Origin of the sequence: Enterobacter sp. BNK-18 (genome assembly GCF_047456135.1) — a bacterium.
Taxonomy (GTDB): domain Bacteria; phylum Pseudomonadota; class Gammaproteobacteria; order Enterobacterales; family Enterobacteriaceae; genus Enterobacter; species Enterobacter ludwigii.
On record NZ_CP179899.1, the window covers coordinates 1,381,134 to 1,404,026 of the forward strand.

22 protein-coding genes are annotated in these 22,893 nt (G+C 54.8%); 11 read left to right on the forward strand and 11 right to left on the reverse strand.

Features of this window, described 5'->3' with window-relative positions; genetic code table 11:
• Positions 1-9: 9 nt before the first annotated feature.
• Positions 10-996 carry an SDR family oxidoreductase gene (locus ACMGG3_RS06580; RefSeq protein WP_078774028.1) on the forward strand — a complete coding sequence of 329 codons (987 nt, stop codon included), beginning with the start codon at positions 10-12 and terminating at the stop codon, positions 994-996.
• On the opposite strand, the gene ACMGG3_RS06585 is transcribed toward ACMGG3_RS06580, so the two are convergent.
• From ACMGG3_RS06585 to ACMGG3_RS06620, 8 genes are all read right to left on the reverse strand, one after another.
• Positions 997-2,622, reverse strand: coding sequence for an alpha-amylase family protein (locus ACMGG3_RS06585; RefSeq protein WP_414149715.1), 1,626 nt, complete (start codon positions 2,620-2,622; stop codon positions 997-999).
• An 8-nt stretch (positions 2,623-2,630) separates the two neighbouring features.
• Positions 2,631-3,641, reverse strand: a complete 1,011-nt coding sequence (cydB, locus tag ACMGG3_RS06590) for a cytochrome d ubiquinol oxidase subunit II (RefSeq protein WP_047955589.1) — start codon at positions 3,639-3,641, stop codon at positions 2,631-2,633.
• Entirely contained in the window at positions 3,641-5,044 is a 1,404-nt protein-coding gene (locus tag ACMGG3_RS06595; protein ID WP_394245710.1) for a cytochrome ubiquinol oxidase subunit I, read from the reverse strand. Before ACMGG3_RS06595 ends, cydB begins: the two co-directional genes overlap by 1 nt.
• A gap of 68 nt (positions 5,045-5,112) precedes the next feature.
• Complete coding sequence (locus ACMGG3_RS06600) at positions 5,113-5,985, reverse strand: manganese catalase family protein (RefSeq protein ID WP_020884190.1); 873 nt, start codon at positions 5,983-5,985, stop codon at positions 5,113-5,115.
• A 16-nt stretch (positions 5,986-6,001) separates the two neighbouring features.
• Positions 6,002-6,508: a ferritin-like domain-containing protein gene (locus ACMGG3_RS06605; protein ID WP_014170004.1), complete on the reverse strand. Its 507-nt coding sequence runs from the start codon at positions 6,506-6,508 to the stop codon at positions 6,002-6,004.
• A gap of 25 nt (positions 6,509-6,533) precedes the next feature.
• Complete coding sequence (locus ACMGG3_RS06610; RefSeq protein WP_148575680.1) at positions 6,534-6,737, reverse strand: hypothetical protein; 204 nt, start codon at positions 6,735-6,737, stop codon at positions 6,534-6,536.
• A 23-nt stretch (positions 6,738-6,760) separates the two neighbouring features.
• Positions 6,761-7,255, reverse strand: coding sequence for a ferritin-like domain-containing protein (locus ACMGG3_RS06615; protein WP_044860041.1), 495 nt, complete (start codon positions 7,253-7,255; stop codon positions 6,761-6,763).
• Positions 7,256-7,346: 91 nt separating this feature from the next.
• Positions 7,347-7,526: a general stress protein gene (locus ACMGG3_RS06620; RefSeq protein WP_032681041.1), complete on the reverse strand. Its 180-nt coding sequence runs from the start codon at positions 7,524-7,526 to the stop codon at positions 7,347-7,349.
• Between the two features lie 643 nt (positions 7,527-8,169).
• Here ACMGG3_RS06620 and ACMGG3_RS06625 point away from each other — a divergent pair.
• Positions 8,170-9,513, forward strand: coding sequence for a VOC family protein (locus ACMGG3_RS06625; RefSeq protein ID WP_394245709.1), 1,344 nt, complete (start codon positions 8,170-8,172; stop codon positions 9,511-9,513).
• A 42-nt stretch (positions 9,514-9,555) separates the two neighbouring features.
• Complete coding sequence (locus ACMGG3_RS06630) at positions 9,556-11,061, forward strand: carboxylesterase/lipase family protein (RefSeq protein WP_414149716.1); 1,506 nt, start codon at positions 9,556-9,558, stop codon at positions 11,059-11,061.
• Here ACMGG3_RS06630 and ACMGG3_RS06635 read toward each other — a convergent pair.
• Positions 11,033-11,890: a LysR family transcriptional regulator gene (locus ACMGG3_RS06635; protein WP_020884185.1), complete on the reverse strand. Its 858-nt coding sequence runs from the start codon at positions 11,888-11,890 to the stop codon at positions 11,033-11,035. The two genes, ACMGG3_RS06630 and ACMGG3_RS06635, sit on opposite strands and share 29 nt — an antisense overlap.
• A 113-nt stretch (positions 11,891-12,003) precedes the next feature.
• Between ACMGG3_RS06635 and ACMGG3_RS06640 the strand changes: the two genes are divergently transcribed.
• From ACMGG3_RS06640 to rimL, 4 genes are all read left to right on the forward strand, one after another.
• On the forward strand, positions 12,004-13,173 hold the full coding sequence (locus tag ACMGG3_RS06640) for a pyridoxal phosphate-dependent aminotransferase (protein WP_414149717.1): 1,170 nt from the start codon (positions 12,004-12,006) through the stop codon (positions 13,171-13,173).
• A 10-nt stretch (positions 13,174-13,183) separates the two neighbouring features.
• On the forward strand, positions 13,184-13,957 hold the full coding sequence (locus tag ACMGG3_RS06645) for a transporter substrate-binding domain-containing protein (RefSeq protein ID WP_025204230.1): 774 nt from the start codon (positions 13,184-13,186) through the stop codon (positions 13,955-13,957).
• Positions 13,958-14,199: 242 nt separating this feature from the next.
• A complete protein-coding gene (locus tag ACMGG3_RS06650) occupies positions 14,200-15,855 on the forward strand; it encodes a glucan biosynthesis protein D (protein WP_025204228.1) in 1,656 nt (551 codons plus the stop codon).
• 47 nt (positions 15,856-15,902) lie between these two features.
• Positions 15,903-16,451, forward strand: a complete 549-nt coding sequence (rimL, locus tag ACMGG3_RS06655) for a 50S ribosomal protein L7/L12-serine acetyltransferase (protein ID WP_414149718.1) — start codon at positions 15,903-15,905, stop codon at positions 16,449-16,451.
• On the opposite strand, the gene ydcK is transcribed toward rimL, so the two are convergent.
• Entirely contained in the window at positions 16,446-17,426 is a 981-nt protein-coding gene (ydcK, locus tag ACMGG3_RS06660; protein ID WP_025204226.1) for a YdcK family protein, read from the reverse strand. The two genes, rimL and ydcK, sit on opposite strands and share 6 nt — an antisense overlap.
• Before the next feature lie 122 nt (positions 17,427-17,548).
• Between ydcK and tehA the strand changes: the two genes are divergently transcribed.
• A complete protein-coding gene (gene tehA / locus ACMGG3_RS06665) occupies positions 17,549-18,550 on the forward strand; it encodes a dicarboxylate transporter/tellurite-resistance protein TehA (protein ID WP_044867108.1) in 1,002 nt (333 codons plus the stop codon).
• Positions 18,550-19,143 carry a tellurite resistance methyltransferase TehB gene (tehB, locus tag ACMGG3_RS06670; RefSeq protein WP_151712276.1) on the forward strand — a complete coding sequence of 198 codons (594 nt, stop codon included), beginning with the start codon at positions 18,550-18,552 and terminating at the stop codon, positions 19,141-19,143. Before tehA ends, tehB begins: the two co-directional genes overlap by 1 nt.
• Here tehB and pepT read toward each other — a convergent pair.
• A complete protein-coding gene (gene pepT, locus ACMGG3_RS06675; RefSeq protein ID WP_020884177.1) occupies positions 19,140-20,369 on the reverse strand; it encodes a peptidase T in 1,230 nt (409 codons plus the stop codon). The genes tehB and pepT overlap by 4 nt on opposite strands.
• Before the next feature lie 111 nt (positions 20,370-20,480).
• On the opposite strand from pepT, the gene ACMGG3_RS06680 reads away from it, so the two are divergent.
• Positions 20,481-22,076: an ABC transporter substrate-binding protein gene (locus ACMGG3_RS06680; RefSeq protein WP_279256949.1), complete on the forward strand. Its 1,596-nt coding sequence runs from the start codon at positions 20,481-20,483 to the stop codon at positions 22,074-22,076.
• 135 nt (positions 22,077-22,211) lie between these two features.
• Positions 22,212-22,886, forward strand: a complete 675-nt coding sequence (locus ACMGG3_RS06685) for a DUF3313 domain-containing protein (protein ID WP_020884175.1) — start codon at positions 22,212-22,214, stop codon at positions 22,884-22,886.
• Positions 22,887-22,893 lie beyond the last annotated feature (7 nt).

Genomic DNA, 22,893 nt, shown 5'->3' on the forward strand with positions numbered 1-22,893 from the left:
GGAGGTTCTATGGCTGTGATTGTCATTACCGGCGGTACGGCGGGTGTGGGAAAGGCAACGGCGCTGCACTTCGCAAAGGCAGGCTACGATGTGGGCATTATTGCCCGCGATGAGACAAGCCTGCACTCGACCCAGGAGGAGTTAACGCGATTTGGCGTCAAAGCCTGTGCGGTACAGGCGGATGTCGCCGACAGCCAGGCGGTGGTGGACGCGGCAAACGAGATTGAATATCGCCTCGGTGCGATTGATGTGTGGGTTAACAATGCGATGGGTGCTGTGCTGGCACCGTTTCGTACCCTGACGCCGGATGAATTTCGCCGCGTCACTGACGTGACCTATCTTGGCTTCGTAAACGGAACCCGCGCCGCGCTAGAATTGATGGTGCCACGCGATCGCGGCGTGATTATTCAGGTCGGGTCCGCGCTGGCCTACCGCTCGATCCCGTTACAATCGGCCTACTGCGGCGCCAAAGCGGCGATTCGGGGATTCACCGATGCGGTGCGCACGGAACTGATGCATGAGAACAGCCGGGTGCAGCTTTCAATGGTGCAGATGCCGGGGCTGAATACACCGCAGTTTGACTGGGCAAGAAACAAATTCGCCTGGGCTATGCGTCCGGTTCCGCCAGTGTTTGAGCCTGAAGTTGCCGCTAGCGCGATTTTTAAGGTCGCGCAAAAACCGGTGCGCGAACTGTGGGTGGGCAGCAGTACCATTCAGTCGATCGTCGGACAATTCCTCTTCCCGGGTTTCCTGGACCGGCTGATGGTGAAGAAGGCCTGGGAAGGTCAGATGACTGACGATCTGAATGACCGGGATCGCCAGGATTATCTCGACCAGCCGGTCAACGACCTGCACAAAATCCATGGGCGTTTTACCCCGGAAGCGAAAAACCGCGCCACGGCGATCACGTCAGGTATGCCCGGGAAAGTCCTGTTAGGCTCCCTCGCGGTGGCGGGCGTTGTGCTGACGCGGCTCATGACCCGGCGTAAAAGGTAATCAGCGCAGCGCGCTACGGTTAGTCCAGAACCAGCGATAGCCGTAGCCGCTGAGGGTAAGCTGGACGGTTTTGCCACAGATAAGCGCGTCGTCATAGCGTTTATCCGCCAGGCAGGCGGTCCAGGTGGCGTGACGGATCCCGCGGGCGGTAAACTGGACCGGCTTGTCGCTAAAGTTAACGAAAGTCAGGATACTGCGCGCTTCGGCCTCGTAATAAATGCCCAGCACCGCGTCATCATCAATATTGATGAGACGAAACGGTGCGACAGCAATCTCCGGAAATTCAGAGCGCGTATTGGCCATGTCGATGATCCGGTGCAGCAGGGAATTGCGGTGCAGCAGGGAATCGGCCACGTTGATTTTCTGATAACGCCAGGGACCGCAATCGATGATCGGGGCGATAAACCGCTCAGGATCCGCTGCTGAAAAGCCACCGCCTTCTGACCCCGCCCACTGCATTGGCGTACGCACGGCATAGCGCTCTTCCAGCGTCAGATCATCACCCATGCCAATCTCATCGCCGTAGCGCATGACCGGCACGCCCGGGAGTGAGAAGAGCACCGCGTGGCAGAACGCCAGCCGTTTTTGATCGCCCTTTAACATCGGTGCCAGACGGCGTCGTATCCCGCGCTGGTAGACGTTCATCTCTTCGTCAGGGGCGAAGGTGTCGACCACAATCTGTTTCTCTTTTTTACCAATCCCTTCCAGATCTAACTCATCGTGGTTGCGCAGCCAGTTGGCAAAGCAGCACGAGTCAGGCGGGACAATCATCTTCTTTATAGCATTGCGCAGCGGTCGGGCGCTTTTCCTGGCAAGGCTGACGTAGAAATACTTATTGAGCCAGAAATTCAGCACCAGATTCAGACGGTTATTTTCGCCGAAATAGTCTTTATACGCCTCCACGTCGACGTCCACCTCACCGAGCAGGATCGCTTCCGGATTACGTGCTTCAATAAGGCGGCGCATATGCTCCAGGATCCATAACCCCTTTTTCTCGTCACCGCCGCCTGCCTGCGCGGTCAGGTGCGTTGCGGCATCGAGGCGAAATCCCGACACCCCGAGCTTGAGCCAGAAGAGGATAATATTTTCGATCTCGTTGAGCAGCGCGGGGCAGCTCAGATTCAGGTCGGGCTCGTGGTGATAGAACATATGTCGGTAGTATTGCCCGGCCTCGTCATCCCATGTCCAGACGCTCTCTTCCACGCCGGGAAACATCGGGGAGGTATCGTCCTCGTTATTATCCGACCAGATGTAATAGTCACGAAAAGGTGAAGTTGGGTTGCGGCGAGCCTGCTGAAACCAGGGATGGGCGTCCGAGGTGTGCTGAATCAACAGCTCAATAATGACCTGCATACCCAGCTCCCGGGCCTGTTCAATAAAGGCGATAATGTCGGCCAGCTTTCCGAAGCGAGGATCAACCTGCAGATGGTCGCTGACGTCGTAGCCTTCATCCAGAAACGGGGTGAGGTAGAAAGGGGTGATCCAGATAACCGTCGCCCCCATGCGGCGAATGTAGCGCAATTTTGCGCCAATCCCGGCGATGTCCCCGCAGCCATCGCCGTTTAAATCATAAAAGAGTGCAGTATCAATCTGATAAATAATGGCTCGGGTATGCCAGTCTGCCATAGTTCACCTCAGTGATAACCTTCCGTGTCGGAAACTTTGCCCCGGAAAACGTAGTAGCTCCAGGCGGTGTACACCAGAATCACCGGAATAATCAGTAACGTTCCGACCAGCATAAACAGCTGGCTGGCCGGTGGTGCCGCAGCCTCCCACAGGGTAATGCGCGGCGGAATAATGTTAGGCCACAGGCTAATTCCCAGACCGCTAAATCCGAGGAAGATCAGCCCAAGGGTCAGCAGGAAGGGACGCGAGTGGCTGGCCGGGTTGCGCGTCAGTCGCCAGATCCACAGGCTAAATACGCCTACCAGCAGGGGAACCGGCAGGAACCAGATGAAGTTGGGGAAGGTAAACCAGCGGTCGGCAACGTACTGCCAGCCGAGCGGCGTCCAGATACTCACCACCGCGATCACCACCACCAGCGCCAGCAGCACGTGCCGGGTCAGTTCACGCATGCGGTTTTGCAACGCGCCTTCACTTTTCATGATAAGCCACGTGGTACCGAGCAGGGTGTAGGCCACTACCAGCCCGATGCCGCAGAAAAGATTGAAGGGCGTTAACCAGTCAAGGGCGGAGCCGACAAAACGCCGGCCCTCAACGTCAAAGCCGTTAATCACTGCTCCCACCACCACCCCCTGGCTGAAGGTGGCAAGCAAAGAGCCGCCGGCGAAGGCGTAGTCCCAGAATTTGCGGTGCGAAGGCGTTGCCTTAAAGCGGAACTCAAAGGCCACGCCGCGAAAGATAAGGCCAATTAACATGGCGGTAAGAGGGATGGTCAGCGCATCGATAATCACCGCATAGGCCAGCGGAAACGCGCCGAATAACCCCGCACCGCCGAGCACCAGCCAGGTCTCGTTGCCGTCCCACACCGGCGCTACGCTGTTGACCATTACGTCACGCTCTCTGGCATCGCCCACGAAGTTAAAAAGCAGCCCGATGCCCAAATCAAAGCCATCCATGATGATATACATCAGCGTGGCGAACACGATGATGGCAAACCAGATAACTGAGATATCGACGCCCATCAGTTTCTCTCCTGTTCCGGAACAGACTCAGCGGCAGACAGCGGACGGGCAGGGGTGCCCGAGGTATTTGACGTCAAGGTATCAACGGGCTGCGGACCTTTCTTGATAAGCCGAATCAGGTAGACGTAGCCCACGCCAAACACCGACGAATAGACCACAAAGAAGGCCAGCAGGCTAATGCTCATCTGCAGCGTGCTGTGCAGCGAGACCGCGTCGATCGTGCGCAGATAGCCATACACCACCCACGGCTGACGCCCCACTTCGGTGGTGACCCAGCCGGCCAGCAGCGCCAGTAGCCCCGCCGGTCCCATGCACAGCGCGAACCAGTGGAAGGGCCGCGACTGGTAGAGTCGATGGCGATAGCGTAGCCAGACGCTGACCAGACCCAGCGTGATCATCAGCAGACCCATGCCGACCATAATGCGGAATGACCAGAAAACAATCGGTGAGTTCGGGCGATCTTCTTTCGGGAAGTCTTTCAGTGCCGGGACCTGTTTATCCAGGCTGTGGGTCAGAATCAGACTGCCAAGGGCAGGAATTTCCAGCGCGTAGCGGGTGCGCTCCTGCTCCATATCCGGCAGGCCAAAGAGCAGCAGCGGTGTCGCTTCGCCTGGCGGGTTCTCCCAGTGACCTTCGATGGCGGCAATTTTGGCCGGCTGGTGTTCGAGGGTATTCAGGCCATGCATATCACCGACGATGGCCTGAATGGGCGCGACCAGCAGGGCCATCCACATTGCCATGGAAAACATGGTGCGTATCGCGGGCGTGTCGTTGCCGCGCAGCAGATGCCATGCGCCCGACGCCCCCACAAACAGCGCACTGCTCAGGAACGCGGCGATAGCCATGTGAATGAGACGGTAAGGGAAGGAGGGGTTAAAAATGATGGACAGCCAGTCCTCTGGAATGACCTGACCGTTCTGAATACTGAACCCCTGGGGCGTGTGCATCCAGCTGTTGGAGGCGAGGATCCAGAAGGTGGACATCAGCGTACCCAGCGCGACCATACAGGTCGAGAAGAAGTGCAGGCCCGGGCCGACCTTGTTCCAGCCGAACAGCATCACGCCAAGAAATCCGGCTTCGAGGAAGAAGGCGGTTAAGACTTCATAGGTCAGGAGAGGGCCGGTGATACTGCCGGCAAACTGTGAGAATCCGCTCCAGTTAGTGCCGAACTGATAGGCCATGACCAGACCGGAAACGACCCCCATACCGAAGTTAACGGCAAATATCTTTAGCCAGAAATGGTACAGCGAGCGCCACACCTCATTTTTGGTGCGAAGCCACATCCCTTCGAGCACCACCAGATAGCTGGCAAGACCGATGGTGATCGCCGGGAAAAGAATATGAAACGAGACGGTAAAAGCGAACTGGATTCTGGCGAGGTGAAATGCGTCGAGTTCGAACATGGTCCGTACCTCTGGAACTGTTGCGCACGAGGATTGCCAGGCAGTCCGGGGCTGCCTGGCAAAATCGGTTACGGTTTTTTCTTCCCGGCACCCAGTTCGGCACCGGTCAGCGGGTCGGAATGTGGATCGGACTTCGTGCGGGCCGACATCGCTTTGACCAGCGTGGCCTGTTCGGTCGTCAGCGTCACGCTTGCACTCCCGTCACCGCCGTCAACGGCAGGTTGGGGGGATTCAACGTAGTCGAAATGTTTATCGCTGTTCCAGCTTCCGCGAACCTCTCCACCTTCAGACATATTGTAGTACTTGTTGGTGTATTCCTCGATTGGCGGCAGTTTTCCCGGAGGGAAATTATTACGAATGGACTGAAGCGCCTTCTCAAAGGAGAGCTGATGCGCCGCCTCACGCGTCATCAGAAACGCCAGCGCATCCTTCACGCCCGGATCGTCCGTGACGTTAATCAGCCGTTCATAAATGATCTTCGCTCGGGCCTCGGCAGCCACATTTGAGCGCAGATCGGCGGTCGGCTCGCCAATGGTGTCGACATAAGCCGCCGTCCACGGCACCCCGGCGGAGTTGGTCAACGGAGTACCGCCACCGTAAAGCAGGGAGGTGATATGGCTGTCGTTGCCGTTTTCGGTCATGGACCGATACAGCTCGGCTTCATTTTCTACCCCCTCCGCCAGTGCGCCTTTAGCCCCTTTATTAAGCATACCCACCAGGGTACCGATAATTTCAAGGTGGCTTAACTCTTCGGTCGCGATATCCATCAGCATATCTTTACGACCCGGGTCGTCATCACTCAACCCCTGAGTAAAGTAACGGCAGGCGGCGGCCAGCTCGCCCTGAGGACCGCCGAATTGTTCCAGTAATAAATTGGCAAGGCCGGGATTCGGTTCGGCAACCCGAACCGTATATTGTAATTGTTTGACGTGTCGAAACATGTCTTCTCTCCTGAGGTTATTTTTTTGCTTCGACACCGGATGCGTCTGAACGCAGCAGGAACTGTTCGGTGGTCTGTGGAATGTGGCGAATCAGCCAGTCGGCCATCTCGCGCTCTTCCGCCAGGATACTTTCGATGGCGGGCACGGAAGCCATGTCGCCCGCTTTTTTGGCCGCGGCCAGCAGGGAGGTGTAGCAGGCTATTTCAAACTGTTCGAAAACATAGCCGCTGATAGACCCTTTGACGATCTCATCAGAGGGGAACATCCCGCCAATGGATTGTCCGAGCGCCGCCATTTTACTCATCGAATCTTTTAAAACCGAACGAGAAATATCATTACGGTCGAGGATCTCTTCCAGTAAGGTAATTTGTCGCTTTGTTTCACTAATATGCTGCTCAATTCTGGCGCGAACATCGGGATAATTATCGATACGGCTGGCCATGGATTCCAGCATAGATTCGGCTTGCTTTTCCATCGCATGGGCATCGCGTAGCCAGTCATGGTAGTGTTCTACGTGATTCATTATAATGTCCTCATTATGATGTCGCTTATTTGGTCTCACTCTCAGCGGCCTGATCGGCACGCGCAGCACTGTAGCCAGATAAATGGCCGACAATATTGGCGTAGATACTGATGATAATGACCCATAGCACGCTGCTCTTCCACCATAAAACGGAAGGGATAGCGAGTAGGAACCATATTATTGCTGCCGTTAAATGGCACCGTTTAATAGTCCTGGGACTGATGCTCATTTTATTTAACCTTTGCTATAGCGTCATTTTTGCGCTTTTTGGTTAATATTGCCTACGGCCAGGTCGGTAAGTTTAAGATCGGTTTCTTTCTCTTCTTCCAGCGTTTCGGCCAGAAGTTTAACGGCTTTTTTATAGCCCAGTTGTTCTGCTAATGTGGCGAGGGTACCGTAACTGGCAATTTCGTAATGCTCCACTTTTTGTGCTGCGGCAATTAATGCGGCGTCACGCACCTCATTTTTATCGGTGCTCTCGATGACCTCATTGGCCTCTTCAATCAGGCCTTCCATTGCTACGCACTTCATACGCTTGAGCTTAAGACCAGATTCTTGCTCGATAATCTGGTCGATACGCTCAATCTGTCCCTGCGTCTCTTCAAGGTGTGCACTAAAGGCTGCGCTCAGTTTTTCACTGGAGGCAGCACGAGCCAGTTTGCCGAGCGCGCGGGTCAGCTGCTTCTCAGCGCTGTAGGTATCGGACAGGAGGTGAATAAACACATCTTCGACACTTTTCATATTCATCATTACGCTCCGGTAAAATAAAGAAGGGGTACTGCGAGCCTGGAGGCCCGCAGCATGCTCTCTGTTTTAAATAAAAGAGATTTACATCAGGTCAGGAGTTTTTACGGCCACCACCGTGGCTGTTTTCTCCTCCTTTCTTACCTGCTTCAGATGCGCGTTGCGGATCGTTTTTAAAATTACCGCCGCTGTGCTGGCCACCTTTACGTCCAGCTTCTGATGCTTTTTCACGGTCTTGTGAGAAATTACCGGAACCACCACGATGCTCTGCCATATTAAACCTCATATATTGGTTATGTCAGTTAAGATACGAAAATATTCCGTATCACTCGTCGTTCGAGTAATAACTTTAGTCGGTGTTTCATATTCGTCAAATATGTTTTGTAAACCATCGCTTCGTTGCTGGTTTATTTCTGATGGTTAACGCTTCGTTTAATATGAATATATCCTGGACGGCTTGCGGTTAACTGTCTGTCTTCATGGAGTTAATCCGCGAGCCGCAGAGGATAACTGTTTTTCTTGCATTGTTTATGCCTGAAGCGCGTGCGGCAGTCTAAAAATTACAGATTAATCTCAAGGAAAAAAATGGGAGTACGCTTGTTGCATTAACGAAATAAGATATATGCCGCTGATATTTGTTTTTAATGAGATATTACCTCTTAAGATAATGCTATTAATTACCTCTTAATGGTTAAGCGATGAGGTTATTAATAATACAATTTAATCAGAAAGCGCTTTATTTAGAGAAGGTGAATCTACATTTAGAGAAGGTGAATCTGCCAGGTCATATGGGTGTCAGGGCAGGCCAGCACACGCTTTAACCACTCCTGTCTTAAGATCACAAATCGGAAATTCTTCCCCCCAGAGGGAAAGGGTTTCTCTACACTCCAGGTAATATTCACTGGAGGCATGACATCATGGCGAACACCATCACGGCTGATGATATTCGGGAACACTTTTCGCAGGCTATGTCGGCGATGTACCAGCAGGAAGTTCCGCAGTACGGCACCTTGCTCGACCTGGTTGCGGACGTAAACCTGGCGGTTCTGGAAAATAACCCACTATTACATGAACAACTGGCGAACGCGGATGAACTGGCGCGCCTGAATGTGGAGCGTCACGGGGCGATCCGCGTGGGTACCGCGCAAGAGCTTTCGACCTTGCGTCGTATGTTTGCCATTATGGGCATGTACCCGGTCAGCTATTACGACCTCTCTCAGGCGGGCGTGCCCGTCCACTCCACGGCGTTTCGCCCGGTCGATGATGCGGCGCTGTGCCGAAATCCGTTTCGTATCTTTACCTCGCTGCTGCGCCTCGAATTGATTGACAACGTCGTCCTGCGTGAGCGTGCCGCGAAGATCCTGTCTCACCGCAATATCTTTACCCCGCGTTGTCTGGAGCTTATCGCGCTGCATGAGGCAGAAGGGCACTTTACGGATGCGCAGGCGCAGGCGTTTGTACAGGAGGCGTTAGAAACCTTCCGCTGGCATCGTCATGCGACGGTCGACCAGGAGACCTATCTGGCATTGCATAACGAGCACCGACTGATTGCGGATGTGGTCTGTTTTCCGGGGTGCCATATCAACCACCTCACGCCACGTACGCTGGATATTGACCGGGTGCAGGAGCTGATGCCGAAGTACGGGATTGAACCCAAAATTCTGATTGAAGGACCACCGCGCCGCGAGGTTCCTGTATTACTGCGCCAGACCAGCTTTAAAGCGCTTGAAGAGCCGGTGCTGTTTGCCGGGGAGCATACAGGAACGCATACCGCGCGCTTTGGCGAAATTGAACAGCGCGGCGTGGCGCTGACGCCAAAAGGTCGTGCGCTTTATGACAGCCTGCTTGCAGAGGCCGGTACCGGTAAAGACAACATGACGCACCAGCTCCATTTGCGCGAGATCTTCAGCGCCTTCCCGGACAGCGAATTGTTGATGCGCCGTCAGGAACTCGCCTATTTCCGCTATCGCCTGACGCCATCCGGGGAAGCGCATCGACATGCGTTTCGTCCGGGAGACGATCCACAGCCGTTAATTGAGCGCGGGTGGGTTGTCGCTCAGCCGATCACCTATGAAGATTTCCTCCCGGTCAGTGCCGCAGGGATTTTCCAGTCGAATCTGGGCAATGAAACCCAGGCGCGTAGCCACGGTAACGCCAGTCGCGACGCGTTCGAAGCGGCGCTGGGTTGCCCAGTGTACGATGAGTTCATGCTCTATCAGGAGGCTGAAATCCGCAGCAAACAGCGTTGCGGTTTGCTCTGAAATCGTTACTCTTCTGGGGTGTGATGGAAACAGAAGGTTGTTATGCAAAATCCCTCCGCCCCTGTGATTGAAACGCGCCAGGGCGCACTGTCTGGTTTAACGGATGAAAACGTTCATCTCTGGTGTGGTATTCCCTATGCGGCGCCTCCCGTTGGCAACTGGCGCTGGCGTTCGCCACGGCCGCCTGAACGCTGGGAGGGGCTGCGTCTGGCCACCGCTTTTTCGCCCTCAAGCTGGCAGAACAGTGAGTATTGCCAGGCGTTAGGCGGTGGCGACCCCGGCAGGTTTTCAGAAGATTGTCTGTATCTTAACGTCTGGTCACCCGTCGAGCGCCCGACGCCGCTTCCCGTCATGGTCTGGCTACACGGCGGGGGGTTTACCATTGGCGCGGGTGGCCTGCCGCCCTATAACGGTAAGGCGCTGGCAACGCGCGGCGTGGTGGTTGTGACGATCAATTACCGTCTTGGTCACCTTGGCTTTTTTGCCCATCCTGCGCTGGAGGGAGAAGAAGACCGGGTGGTGCATAACTTTGCGCTGCTGGATCAGATCGCTGCCCTTGAATGGGTTCGGGAGAATATTGCCGCTTTCGGTAGCGATCCTGACAACGTCACCCTGTTTGGCGAATCCGCCGGCGCGCGCAGCGTGCTGTCGCTGCTGGCGTCTCCGCTGGCGAAGGGACTCTTCCACAAGGCGATTGTGCAAAGCGGATACACCCTGCCGGATACGCCGCGGGAACAGGCCCTGCAAAAAGGGGAAGCGCTGGCGGCGCATTTCGGCCTTGAGGAGGCGTCAGCAGAACAGTTACGTGCCATTCCACCCGAAGCGTTCTGGCCGCTGGCCGCGCCGCTGAACATCGCCCCGGCCCCCATCGTCGGAGACTGTGTTCTGCCGGAATCAATGCTCGATGTGTTCTTTGCCGCGCGTCAGCATCCTGTTCCGGTGATGATCGGGTCGAACAGTGACGAAGCCAGCGTGATGGCGGTATTTGGTATCGATCTCGCCGGTCAGATCCAGAAGCTTCGCCGTGAACGTCGCTTTGGACTGGGGCTGATCAAACTGCTCTATCCGGGGGTGAAAGGGGATGTGGAGCTTGGCAGGCAGGTGTGCCGGGATATGGCTTTTACCAGCATGGGATATGTGGTGATGCAGGCCCAGCAGCGCGTGGGCGGCTTGTGCTGGCGTTACTGGTTCGACTATGTGGCGGAAGCAGAGCACGCAACCTATATCAACGGTGCCTGGCACGGTAATGAGGTGCCGTACGTGTTTGACACCCTTGGTGAGATTGAGCCTTCCTGCCACTACGTTAATGCGCGAGACCGGCAATTCGCTGCGCAGGTTGCAGATTATTGGGTGAGCTTTGCGCGTGACGCCGGTCACCGGGAAAGTCTTCCTGGCCCGACGCACTGGCCGGCCTGTCGAAAAGGAAGGGACGTGCTGCTACGTATCGGCGTGAATAAACATGCAGGTTTCAGGCTTGAAAACCGCTTTATGCGCGCGCGCATGAGCCTCTTTAAGCGCGTCATGAAACACCATGTGAGCCTCGACTGAGCAGGCAGGCGCGAAACGCCGCCAGCCCATTTTCCTGGCCAGGCGATTCGCGCAGAACCAGTCTGTAGCTCGCTCCCGTTTTAATGCTGCTCTCAAAAGGCCGCGCCAGCCTTCCGGCGCGGACATCTTCTTCCACCAGCGTTTCGTCAGCAATGGCCACCCCCAGCCCCTGAATGGCGGCCGTGATGGCAAGGTCCATCGTGTCGAAGTGTTGATTTTTGTGCATAACTACCCCCGGGCCTTCCTGCTTCGCCAGCCACAATGACCAGTCTGTCTTATCCCGTGTCGGGTGAAGGAAGGTTAACGCGCCCAGTTCGCAACCTGCTCGCAGGGGGCTCATTACCGGGGTTAACGCCTCTTCAAACAGCAGATCGCCCGCGCTCATATGGGTGCCAAATACAATGGCCGCGTCGTAAGATTCCGTTTTGAAATTGACGTTATGGTCGGTGGTAGTGGTCAATGCGATCTGCAGATCCGGCTGCTCACGCTCCACCTCCAGCAGACGAGGCACCAGCCAGCGCATGGCGCAGGTGGGTGCTTTGAGTCGGATCACGGTTTGCTGGGTACGGGCCCGATCGGCCAGGGTCAGCAGCGTTTCAAAAGTGGATTGCAATTCCGGAAGCAGGGCGCTGCCCTGTGGGGAGAGGCGCAGGCCGCGCGCATGGCGCTCGAACAGCGGAAAGCCGAACCACGCTTCAAGGGTGGCGATTTTGCGACTTACGGCTCCCTGCGTCAGACAGAGCTCTGTTGCGGCATGGGTCAGATTCAGATGACGCGCGGTGACTAAAAAGGCGTCGATGGCATTAAGCGGGAGCGAACGGCGCGACATTAAACACCTCAGGTATGCGTTTTTCTCATGGCTATTATGACAACAATTCGATTGTCCCGACAACCGACTTGTTGTTTGAATAGTTATGTATTCATCATGAGAAAGGAAAGAGGATGACGTTACACACTCCGGTGCACACCCGTTCCAAATTACCCGATGTGGGGACCACGATTTTTACCGTTATCGGCCAGCTCTCCGCCCGGCATAACGCCATCAATCTTTCTCAGGGTGCACCCAATTTTTCCTGCGATCCTAAACTGGTCGCCGGGGTGACCCGGGCGATGGAGGCAGGGCACAACCAGTACGCGGCAATGACCGGCCTGCAGCCGCTTAAAGAGCGTATTGCGGATAAAATTGCCACCCTCTACGGCACGCACTATGACCCGGCCAGCGAAGTGCTGGTCACCGCCAGTGCCAGTGAAGGACTCTATTCGGCGATCAGCGGGCTGGTGCACCCGGGCGACGAAGTGATCTACTTTGAACCGTCGTTTGACAGTTACGCCCCGATTGTTCGCCTGCAGGGGGCCACGCCGGTTGCCATTAAACTGACGGTGCCGGATTTTGCCGTCAACTGGGATGAAGTCCGTGCGACGATCACCCCGCGTACACGCATGATTATCATCAATACCCCGCACAACCCGAGCGGGCAGGTCTTCTCGGCAGAGGACCTTCAGCAGCTGGTGGCGGTGACCCGCAATACCGATATCATTATTTTGTCTGACGAAGTGTACGAACACGTCGTCTTTGATGGTGAACCGCACCACGGTATGGCGACACATCCGCAGCTGGCGGAGCGTAGCGTCATTATCTCTTCCTTCGGAAAAACCTATCACGTGACCGGCTGGCGCGTGGGTTACTGTGTTGCTCCGGCGGTACTGATGGATGAGATTTGTAAAGTCCATCAATTTCTGATGTTTTCTGCTGATACGCCAATGCAGCATGCGTTTGCAGAGCACATGATTGACCCGCAAACCTGGCTGTCGCTGGCGGCGTTTTATCAGCGCAAACGCGATCTGCTGCAAAGTTTGCTGGAAGCATCACCGTTCAGACTCTTGCCGAGCGCCGGTTCGTTTTTCCTGCTGGCCGACTACAGCCAGTTCAGCGATGAGCGCGACAGTGAACTGGTGAAACGGCTGATCGTTGAGTATGGAGTGGCCACCATTCCGCTGTCGGCGTTTTATGCGGATGGTACGGATAATAAATTGATTCGTCTCTCTTTTGCGAAAGATGAGGCGACGTTACGGGCAGGTGCCCAGGCCCTGTGTCGGGTTAAACCACGCTAAGGAGTTGGAGATGAAATTACGCGCGTTAGTTGTCGGCATGGGATTGCTGTGTACGTTTTCGTCATTCGCGGCTACCGAACTGCGGTACGGGCTGGAGGCGGAATATCCGCCGTTTGAAAGCCGAAATGCTGCCGGCGAACTGGAAGGGTTTGACGTTGAGCTGGGCAATGCCATCTGCAAAGCCGCAGCGCTGAAATGCACCTGGGTTGAAACCTCTTTTGATGCGTTAATACCGGGCCTGGTGGCGAAGAAATTTGATGCCATTAACTCGGCGATGAACATCACCGAACAGCGACGTAAAAGTATTGATTTTACCCAACCGATTTACCGCATCCCGTCGCAGCTCGTTGGCAAGGCCGGTACCGCGGTAGAGGCAACGCCCGCGGGGCTTAAGGGCAAAACCATCGGTGTCCTGCAGGGCTCTATTCAGGAAACCTACGCGAAAGAGCACTGGGAAAAGCAGGGTGTCACCGTGGTGTCTTATAAAGATCAGAATATGGCCTGGGGCGATCTGCTGAATGGCCGTATCGACGCCTCGCTGGTCATGTCCGCGGCCGGGCAGGCAGGTTTCCTCAGCAAGCCGCAGGGGAAAGGGTTTGGCTTTATCGGCAAACCGGTGTCGGACGACACTATCCTCGGCAGTGGGATCGGCTTTGGGTTGCGTAAAGGGGACGAGGCCACCAAAAAGCAACTTGATGCCGCAATTGATAAAGTGCGTGCCGATGGCACGATCGCTAAACTCGCTGATAAGTACTTCCCAGGTATCGATGTCAGCGTAAAATAACCGCCTCATTTGCCCCGACTGACGATGTCCAGCCGGGGCATTTTTATACACGTCTTTATACCTTTCTTTACACCTTTTTCGGGTCGTTCTGGTCGACAGAAAATATTTCGCACTTTGTACAGATAATCGCCGCCCAACAATTGGATTCTTAACCATTTTTGTTTAGGCTGTGCGTTCTTTCTTGCCGTCATTTCGCCGAGTGCGAAACACATTCACACGACCATAAGGACGTTTTTCCAGGCATGAATCGCAGACGTTTTCTAAAAGGCTCGCTGGCAATGGCAGCCCTGAGCGGCACAACTGGCCTTGCTTCCCTGTTTTCCAAAGCGGCTTACGCTGCTGACTCTGACATTGCTGACGGTCAGAGCCGTCGTTTTGACTTCTCCGTACTGCAATCCATGGCCCATGACCTGGCGAAAACCCCGTGGGGCGGAGCACCGCGACCGTTACCGGACACGCTGGCGACCATGACGCCGCAGGCCTATAACGCCATCCGTTACGATGAAAAACAGTCACTGTGGAATAACATTGAAGGCCGTCAGCTGGACGTGCAGTTCTTCCATATGGGCATGGGTTTCCGTCGCCGCGTGCGCATGTTCTCGCTGGATCAGTCAACGTCACAGGCGCGCGAAATCCACTTCCGTCCTGAGCTGTTCAGCTACGGTGAAACCGGTGTTGATACGAAGCAGCTGGAAGGGCAAAGCGATCTTGGGTTTGCCGGTTTCCGTGCCTTCAAGGCACCGGAACTGGCGCGTCGCGATATCGTCTCATTCCTGGGGGCGAGCTATTTCCGTGCGGTTGATGATACCTATCAGTATGGTCTTTCCGCGCGGGGTCTGGCGGTGGATACCTTTACCGACACGCCGGAAGAGTTCCCAGACTTCACCGCGTTCTGGTTTGAAACCGTCAAACCGGGCGACACTACCTTCACCGTCTATACGCTGCTGGACAGCCCAAGCATCACCGGTGCATATAAGTTCGTGATCCACTGCGAGAAGAGCCAGGTGATCATGGAGGTGGAAAACCATCTCTATGCGCGTAAAGACATTAAACAGCTCGGCATTGCGCCGATGACCAGTATGTTCAGCTGCGGTACAAACGAACGCCGCATGTGCGATACCATCCACCCGCAAATTCATGACTCCGACCGTCTCGCCATGTGGCGCGGTAACGGGGAGTGGATTTGCCGTCCGCTGAACAACCCGCAGAAGCTGCAGTTCAATGCGTTTGTGGACAAAAACCCGAAAGGGTTCGGCTTGCTCCAGCTCGATCGCGATTTCTCGCATTATCAGGACGTCATGGGCTGGTATAACAAACGCCCAGGCCTCTGGGTGGAGCCGCGTAACGACTGGGGTAAAGGTGCGGTTGGCCTGATGGAGATCCCGACAACGGGTGAAACACTGGATAACGTGGTCTGCTTCTGGCAGCCAGAAAAACCGGTGAAAGCGGGCGATGAGCTGGACTTTAAATACCGTCTTTACTGGAGCGCCATGCCGCCGGTCCGTTCCCCACTGGCGAATGTCTTCGCGACCCGCACCGGTATGGGTGGGTTCCCGGAAGGCTGGGCGCCGGGCGAAAACTACCCGAAAGTGTGGGCCCGTCGCTTTGCTATCGACTTCGTCGGGGGCGATCTGAAAGCTGCCGCGCCAAAAGGCATTGAGCCGGTCATTACCCTCTCCAGCGGTGAAGCGAAGCAGGTTGAGATCCTCTACGTTGAGCCGTTTGACGGCTATCGCATTCTGTTCGACTGGTATCCTACCTCGGATTCGACCGAACCGGTGGATATGCGCCTGTTCCTGCGCTGTCAGGGGGATGCGATCAGTGAGACCTGGCTGTATCAGTATTTCCCGCCTGCGCCGGACAAACGTAACTACGTTGACGATCGCATCATGCGTTGACCATTTATTCCCTCTCCCCGGCGGGGAGAGGGTGACGGGAAGGGACCATGACCGCCACTGAATCTGAAATAATCCCGGTGACTGACCATCTCGAGCTTCGCGCCGTCGAAGAGCGCTATACCGCCGATCTGCACAACATGGTCATCAGAAACAAAGCCTGGCTGCAAACCGCCTTTGACTGGGCGCAGCATGTGGGCACCGAAGATGACACCCGTCGTAATGTGCTGAGTAATCAGATGCTGCACCAGCGCGGCTACGCCAAAATGTTTCTGATTTTCAAGGATGAGGACATGGTCGGCGTGCTGTCGTTTAATGCGATTGAACCCGCCAACAAAGCCGGATACATCGGTTACTGGCTGGACGAGGCGCATCAGGGACAGGGCATTCTGTCGCAGGCGCTGCAGGCATTTATGCGCTATTACGTCGAGCGAGGCGAGATCCGCCGTTTTGTCATTAAGTGTCGGGTGGCGAATAAACCCAGCAACAACGTTGCCCTGCGCAACGGTTTTACGCTGGAGGGGTGCCTGCGGGAAGCAGAGTTCCTGAATGGCAATTTTGATGATGTGAATCTCTACGGCAAAATTTATCCGCTATAACGCCCCCAACAGAGGCGTACGGGTGATGCGCTGGTCGCCGTTAATCACCTTTTCTCCGCGCAGGTGGATGTTCTCACCGGCAAAAGCCTCAATCACCGCATCGTCGGTGATTTCAACCCGATGCTCAATAAGCACATCGCCGCTGATGCGCGCCCGTCCCTGGATCACGACCTTATCGTCAAGCAGGATAGGGCCGCCGCGCAGCCAGGCCTGACCGCCAATCAGGACGTGGTGTTTAATGACACAATTTCCTTCCACCACCGCGTTTTCAGCCACCTGAGAGCTGTAGCGGACGGTAGGGATGGCATCGTCGTCAAAACCGGCAATGACGCGGGCGTTACCGTACACTTTTGCGCAGTCACATACCCAGACGTTATTGAGATCGTTGCCTTCGAGGATGGCGCTGTCGAAAACTTCCGCCCGGTGTTCAACGAAGGCATAATTAACCATTGCCTCGCCGTAGATTTGCGCCTGATGCACAATGCGTGACTGGCTCACCGTCGCCTTGTCATAAATTTTCAGGATCTGCTCATGGTCCGGCGTAAGCCCTTTGGCAGCAATCACCACGCTGTTATGAAGCACCCGCGCCTCGCCGAAAATATGGCATTCGCCGCGTACGCAGGATTGCTGTATCGTGACGTTGTCACTTATGCGCGCGCCGTGACTGACCTCTGCGCCGTCCAGCCAGCAGTTGTCGCCAATCTGCGCGTCATGACTGACGATGCAAGGCAGGGTAAGGCGCGCGTTGCCGGACACCGTCGCACCGGCAAAGACGACGCTGTTTTCATCGTAGATCCAGCAGTCGCCTTCGTGCGCGAGGGCGCTCTCATCTTCAACCCAGCCGCCTTTCGTGCCGCTCACGATGTCGTTAAAATTCGCCGTGGCAATAATCTGTCGTAACGACGTCGTGTGCGTTGTCTCGCCGTTTTTCCATTGCCAGAGGCGGGTGTCCTCGCTGAGCCTGTACTTTTTCATCATGGAGCCTCGGGTAAGCGTCTCCACTAAACGTAGCAAACTTTCGGTGTTTCGTAGTGCTGGCATCCGTCGCGGAAACCCCTTAAAATGGCATTTAAAATACATTTTAAAAATTCAAATTAATGAATAAAAATAACAACGCTCAACAAGTGCTTAACCTGCCCGCGGGTTACTTCGGTATGGTGCTTGGCATCATTGGGATGGGGTTCGCCTGGCGATACGCCAGCACGCTCTGGCCCGTAACGCGCTGGCCGGGTGAGAGCCTGGTGGCCCTTGCAATTGTGATTTGGTTTTTGCTGACGGTGGCGTTTATCGCCCGGGCGATCCGTTTCCCGCGAAGTGTGCTGGCCGAGATGCGCCACCCGGTGATGAGCAGTTTTGTCAGCCTTTTTCCCGCCACAACGATGCTGGTCGCCATCGGTTTTGTGCCCTGGCTGCGTCCGGTGTCACTGGTGTTATTTAGCGTCGGGGTGGTGATACAGCTGGCTTATGCTGCCTGGCAAAGCGCCGGATTATGGCGCGGTAACCATCCGCAAGAGGCCACCACGCCGGGGTTATACCTGCCCACGGTGGCAAACAACTTTATCAGCGCCATGGCGTGCGGCGCGCTGGGGTTTAACGATGCCGGGCTGGTGTTTCTCGGGGCGGGCGTTTTTTCCTGGCTCAGCCTTGAGCCGGTGATTTTGCAACGACTTCGTAGCGCCGGGGAGTTGCCTTCCGCGCTGCGAACCTCGCTGGGTATTCAGCTGGCCCCCGCGCTGGTGGCCTGCAGCGCCTGGTTTAGCGTCAATGGTGGTGAGGCGGATACATTCGCCAAAATGCTGTTCGGCTACGGCCTGTTGCAACTGCTGTTTATGTTACGGCTGATGCCATGGTATTTATCCCAGCCGTTTAACGCCTCGTTCTGGAGCTTCTCGTTTGGCGTGTCGGCCCTGGCCACCACGGGGCTTCATCTTGGGCAGAGCAGTCCGTCGGGCTTTTTTCACGCCATTGCCGTCCCACTGTTTATCTTTACCAATGTCATCATCGGGATGCTGCTGGTACGAACGTTTATCTTGCTGATACAGGGCAAACTTCTGGTGCGCACTGATAAAGCGCTGCTTATGCAATCTGAGGAAAAATAATGGCTGTTGATGAAAATTACTTCACAGATAAATATGGCTTAACCCGTACGCACTCAGAAGTGCTGTACAGTGCGGGCATTGTGAAACCGGGTAAAACGCTGGATCTGGGCTGTGGTAACGGGCGTAACAGCCTCTATCTGGCAGCCAACGGTTACGACGTGACCGCGTGGGATAAAAATCCCCTGAGTATCGATAATATTGAGCGTATCAAAGCGGAAGAAGGCATCGTAAACCTGCAGACGGCAATCAAAGATCTGAACAAGCTGAGCTTTGAGGGCGAATACGATTTTATTCTCTCTACCGTGGTGCTGATGTTCCTGGAAGCGAAAACCATTCCGGGCCTGATCGGCAATATGCAGCGCTGCACCAGACCCGGCGGTTATAACCTGATTGTTGCCGCGATGGACACGGCGGATTACCCGTGCACCGTCGGCTTCCCGTTTGCGTTCAAAAGCGGTGAACTGAGCAACTACTACGAGGGCTGGGCGTTGCTCAAGTACAACGAAGAGGTGGGCGAACTGCACCGCACCGACGAGAACGGTAACCGCATCAAACTGCGTTTTGCCACGCTGCTGGCGCGCAAGCCCGCTTAACGGGCGGCCAGCAGGCAGAGCTGCAGGGCCGTGTTGTATGAGGCCTCGAACGACGACAGCGGCAAAAACTCAAACTTCGAGTGGAAGTTATGCGCGCCGGTGAAGAAGTTTGGCGTGAGCAGGCCTTTTGCCGAGAGCGCTGCGCCGTCAGTACCGCCGCGCATTGGCGTCGGTTTGGGCGTGATCCCAAGGGATTCCATGGCCTCAAACATCAGGTCGATAGCGCGACGATCCTCACCAATCGCATTGCTGATATTGCTGTAGGTATCTTCAATGCGATATTCCACCTTTGCCGTAGGATGCTGCCCGGCAATCAACGCCGCGACATCGGCAATCTGCTGCTTGCGGGCGGCAAACTGTGCTTTATCGAAATCACGGATATTCGCTTTTAAGACGGCCTCGTTTTGCCCCGCCTGAATGCCGTTAAACCAGATATAGCCTTCACGCCCCTCGGTGCATTCCGGGGTTTGCTGGCGGTCAAAATGGCTGATGAAGTCTGTCGCCATCAGCAGTGGGTTAACCAGCACGCCTTTGGCGGACATGGGGTGAGCCGTTACGCCGGTAAAGCGAATCTCTGCCGCCGCGGCGTTGAAGTTCTCGTAAACAATCTCACCCAGCTCACAGCAGTCGATGGTCCAGGCAAAATCAACGTCAAAACGGTTTAGATCCAGCGCCTTCGCGCCACACAGGCCGATCTCCTCATCCGGCACAAACGCGACCACAATGTCGCCATGCTGGTGTTCTGGCGTCAGGTTTTCCAGCAGCGTCATGACCACGGTGACGGCGGCTTTATTATCTGCGCCTAATACGCTGGTCCCGTCGCTGAAAATAATCTCTTCACCCGGGTAAGCCAGAATTTCCGGATGCTCTTTTACGCGTAACCAGATTGATTTCTCTTTATTCAAACAGAGGTCTTCACCCGTAAATTTTAATATCTGTGGATGAATATCCGGTGATAAACCGACATCGACGGTATCAATGTGGGTAATAAAACCGATGCGTGGCGCTCCGGCAACATTACCTTTTTTAACCGCAGTAACCGTCGCGTATTCATCAATCACAATATCGTCTAAACCCAGCTGCGCCAGCTCCTGGGCTAGCTCACGCGCCATGTCGTGCTGACCCGGCGTAGAGGGAAGGGTGTTCACTCTGGGATCGCTCTGGCTGGTGATGGCGAGATAGCGGAAGAAGCGGTGCGTTAATTGTCTGGAGAGTGCCGAGCCCATAGTGATTCCTTCTGTATTTATTTTTCAGGTGTTTGCTACATCACTTTAATGATATTTATGAAATGGCAAAAGAATTAATTAGCCGTCGAATTAAAAAGACAGGAATAAATGATGAAAAGCAAACTCACAATGTTAACGCTGGCATTTGCTGCGCTCACGGTCAGTTCCACCGTCGCGGCAAAAACGCTGGTGTATTGCTCTGAAGGATCGCCGGAAAATTTTAATCCTCAGTTATACACGTCGGGAACCAGCGTGGATGCCAGTGCCGTGCCGGTCTATAACCGGCTGGTCGATTTCAGGGCGGGTACAACGGAACTGGTCCCGAGCCTGGCGGAACGCTGGGAGGTGAGCGAGGACGGCAAGGTTTATACCTTCCATCTGCGTAAAGGGGTGAAATTCCAGAGTAATAAATCGTTCAGGCCGACGCGCGACTTTAACGCCGACGACGTGATTTTCTCGTTTATGCGCCAGAAGGATGTAAATCATCCCTATCACAACGTCTCTAACGGCAGCTATTCCAACTTCGAGAGCCTTGAGTTCGGTAGCCTGATCACGGCCATTGATAAAGTCGATGAGCACACCGTGCGCTTTACGCTCGCCCATCCGGAAGCGCCGTTTGTCGCCGATCTGGCGTGGTATTTCGCCTCGATCCTGTCGGCGGAGTATGCCGACGCGATGCTGAAAGCCGGCACGCCGGAGAAGGTGGATATGGACCCGATTGGCACCGGGCCGTTTAAGCTGGCGCAGTACCAGAAAGATTCGCGCATCCTGTTCACTGCGTTTCCGGAGTACTGGCAGGGCAAATCGAAGCTGGATCGGCTGGTGTTTAGCATCACGCCCGATGCCTCGGTGCGTTTTGCCAAAATCGAGAAGAACGAATGTCAGGTGATGCCGTTTCCAAACCCGGCGGACCTGCCGCGCATGAAGGCTAACAAAGACATTAATCTGATGAGTAAAGCCGGGCTGAATACCGGCTTTCTGGCCTTCAATACGCAAAAACCTCCGCTGGATAACGTGAAGGTCCGCCAGGCGCTGGCAATGGCCATCAATAAGCCGGCCATCATTGACGCGGTATTCCATGGCACCGGTACGGCGGCGAAAAACCTGCTGCCACCGGGCGTCTGGAGCGCCGACAGCGAACTGAAGGATTACGACTACGATCCGGAGAAAGCGAAAGCGTTGTTGAAGGAGGCTGGTTTTGCAAACGGCATCAGCATCGATTTATGGGCGATGCCGGTTCAGCGCCCCTACAATCCGAACGCAAAACGGATGGCGGAGATGATTCAGGCCGACTGGGCGAAGGTTGGCGTCCAGACCAAAATCGTCACCTATGAATGGGGCGAGTATCTTAAGCGGGTGAAGGGCGGTGAACATCAGGCCGCGCTGATGGGCTGGACCACCGCAACCGGCGACCCGGATAACTTCTTTGGTCCGTTATTTACCTGTACTTCGGCTAACGGTGGATCTAATTCCGCCAAATGGTGCTACAAACCATTTGATAAAATTATCGCTGAAGCGAAATCGATAACCGATCATGATAAACGCGTGGCGCTGTATAAAGAGGCCCAGCAGATGATGCATGACCAGATGCCGGCAGTAATGATTGCCCATTCGACGATTTTTGAACCGGTGCGCAAGGAAGTCACGGGCTATGAAATCGATCCGTTTGGCAAGCATTTGTTCTGGCAGGTTGATATTAATCAGTAGTTTTTCTCTGCCCGGCGTTCAGTCGGGCAATCTTTTCGCAATTTGTGCTGCTTACATCATTTTTTGTCACAACAAACCCGCCAGACTTTTGCTATAACTTCAAATGCATACTTGCAGATAACATGGAATACCATCATGCGTACTCACACTTTTTTTAAAGTTGCAGTGCTTTCTGGTCTGTTGGCGTTAGCGGGCTGTTCGTCTAAAGTCGCCGCCCCCGAACAATATTCAGGCTTTTTAAAAGATTATTCTGGATTGCAGCAAACAACGTCCGCAACGGGTAAACCGACGCTGCGTTGGGTCGACCCGTCGTATAACGAGGCAAATTACGACAGTATTTTATGGACGCCAATCACCTATTATCCAGCGCCAAAACCAACGACCCAAATTGGTCAAAAAACGCTTGATGAGCTTCTGGCTTATACCAACACCAAAATGAAAGCGGCAATCAGCCAGCGTAAACCTGTTGTTACGACGCCAGGTAAACACAGCCTGATTTTCCGCGGTGCGATTACCGGTGTGAGTTCACAGAAAGAAGGTCTGCAGTTCTATGAAGTAGTGCCCGTCGCGTTAGTGGTTGCAGGTACGCAGATGGCAACGGGGCACCGCACCATGGATACCCATCTCTTCTTCGAAGGCGAGCTGATTGATTCGGCGACGAATAAGCCGGTCATGAAGGTCGTGCGTAAAGGCGAAGGTAAAGAGCTGGCGAACGAAAACACGCCAATGGGCTTCGCAACGTTAAAACAGGTTGTGGATGACATGGCGACGGATGCCACCATGTTTGATGTTAAGAAAACCGCGAAATAATCAAAAC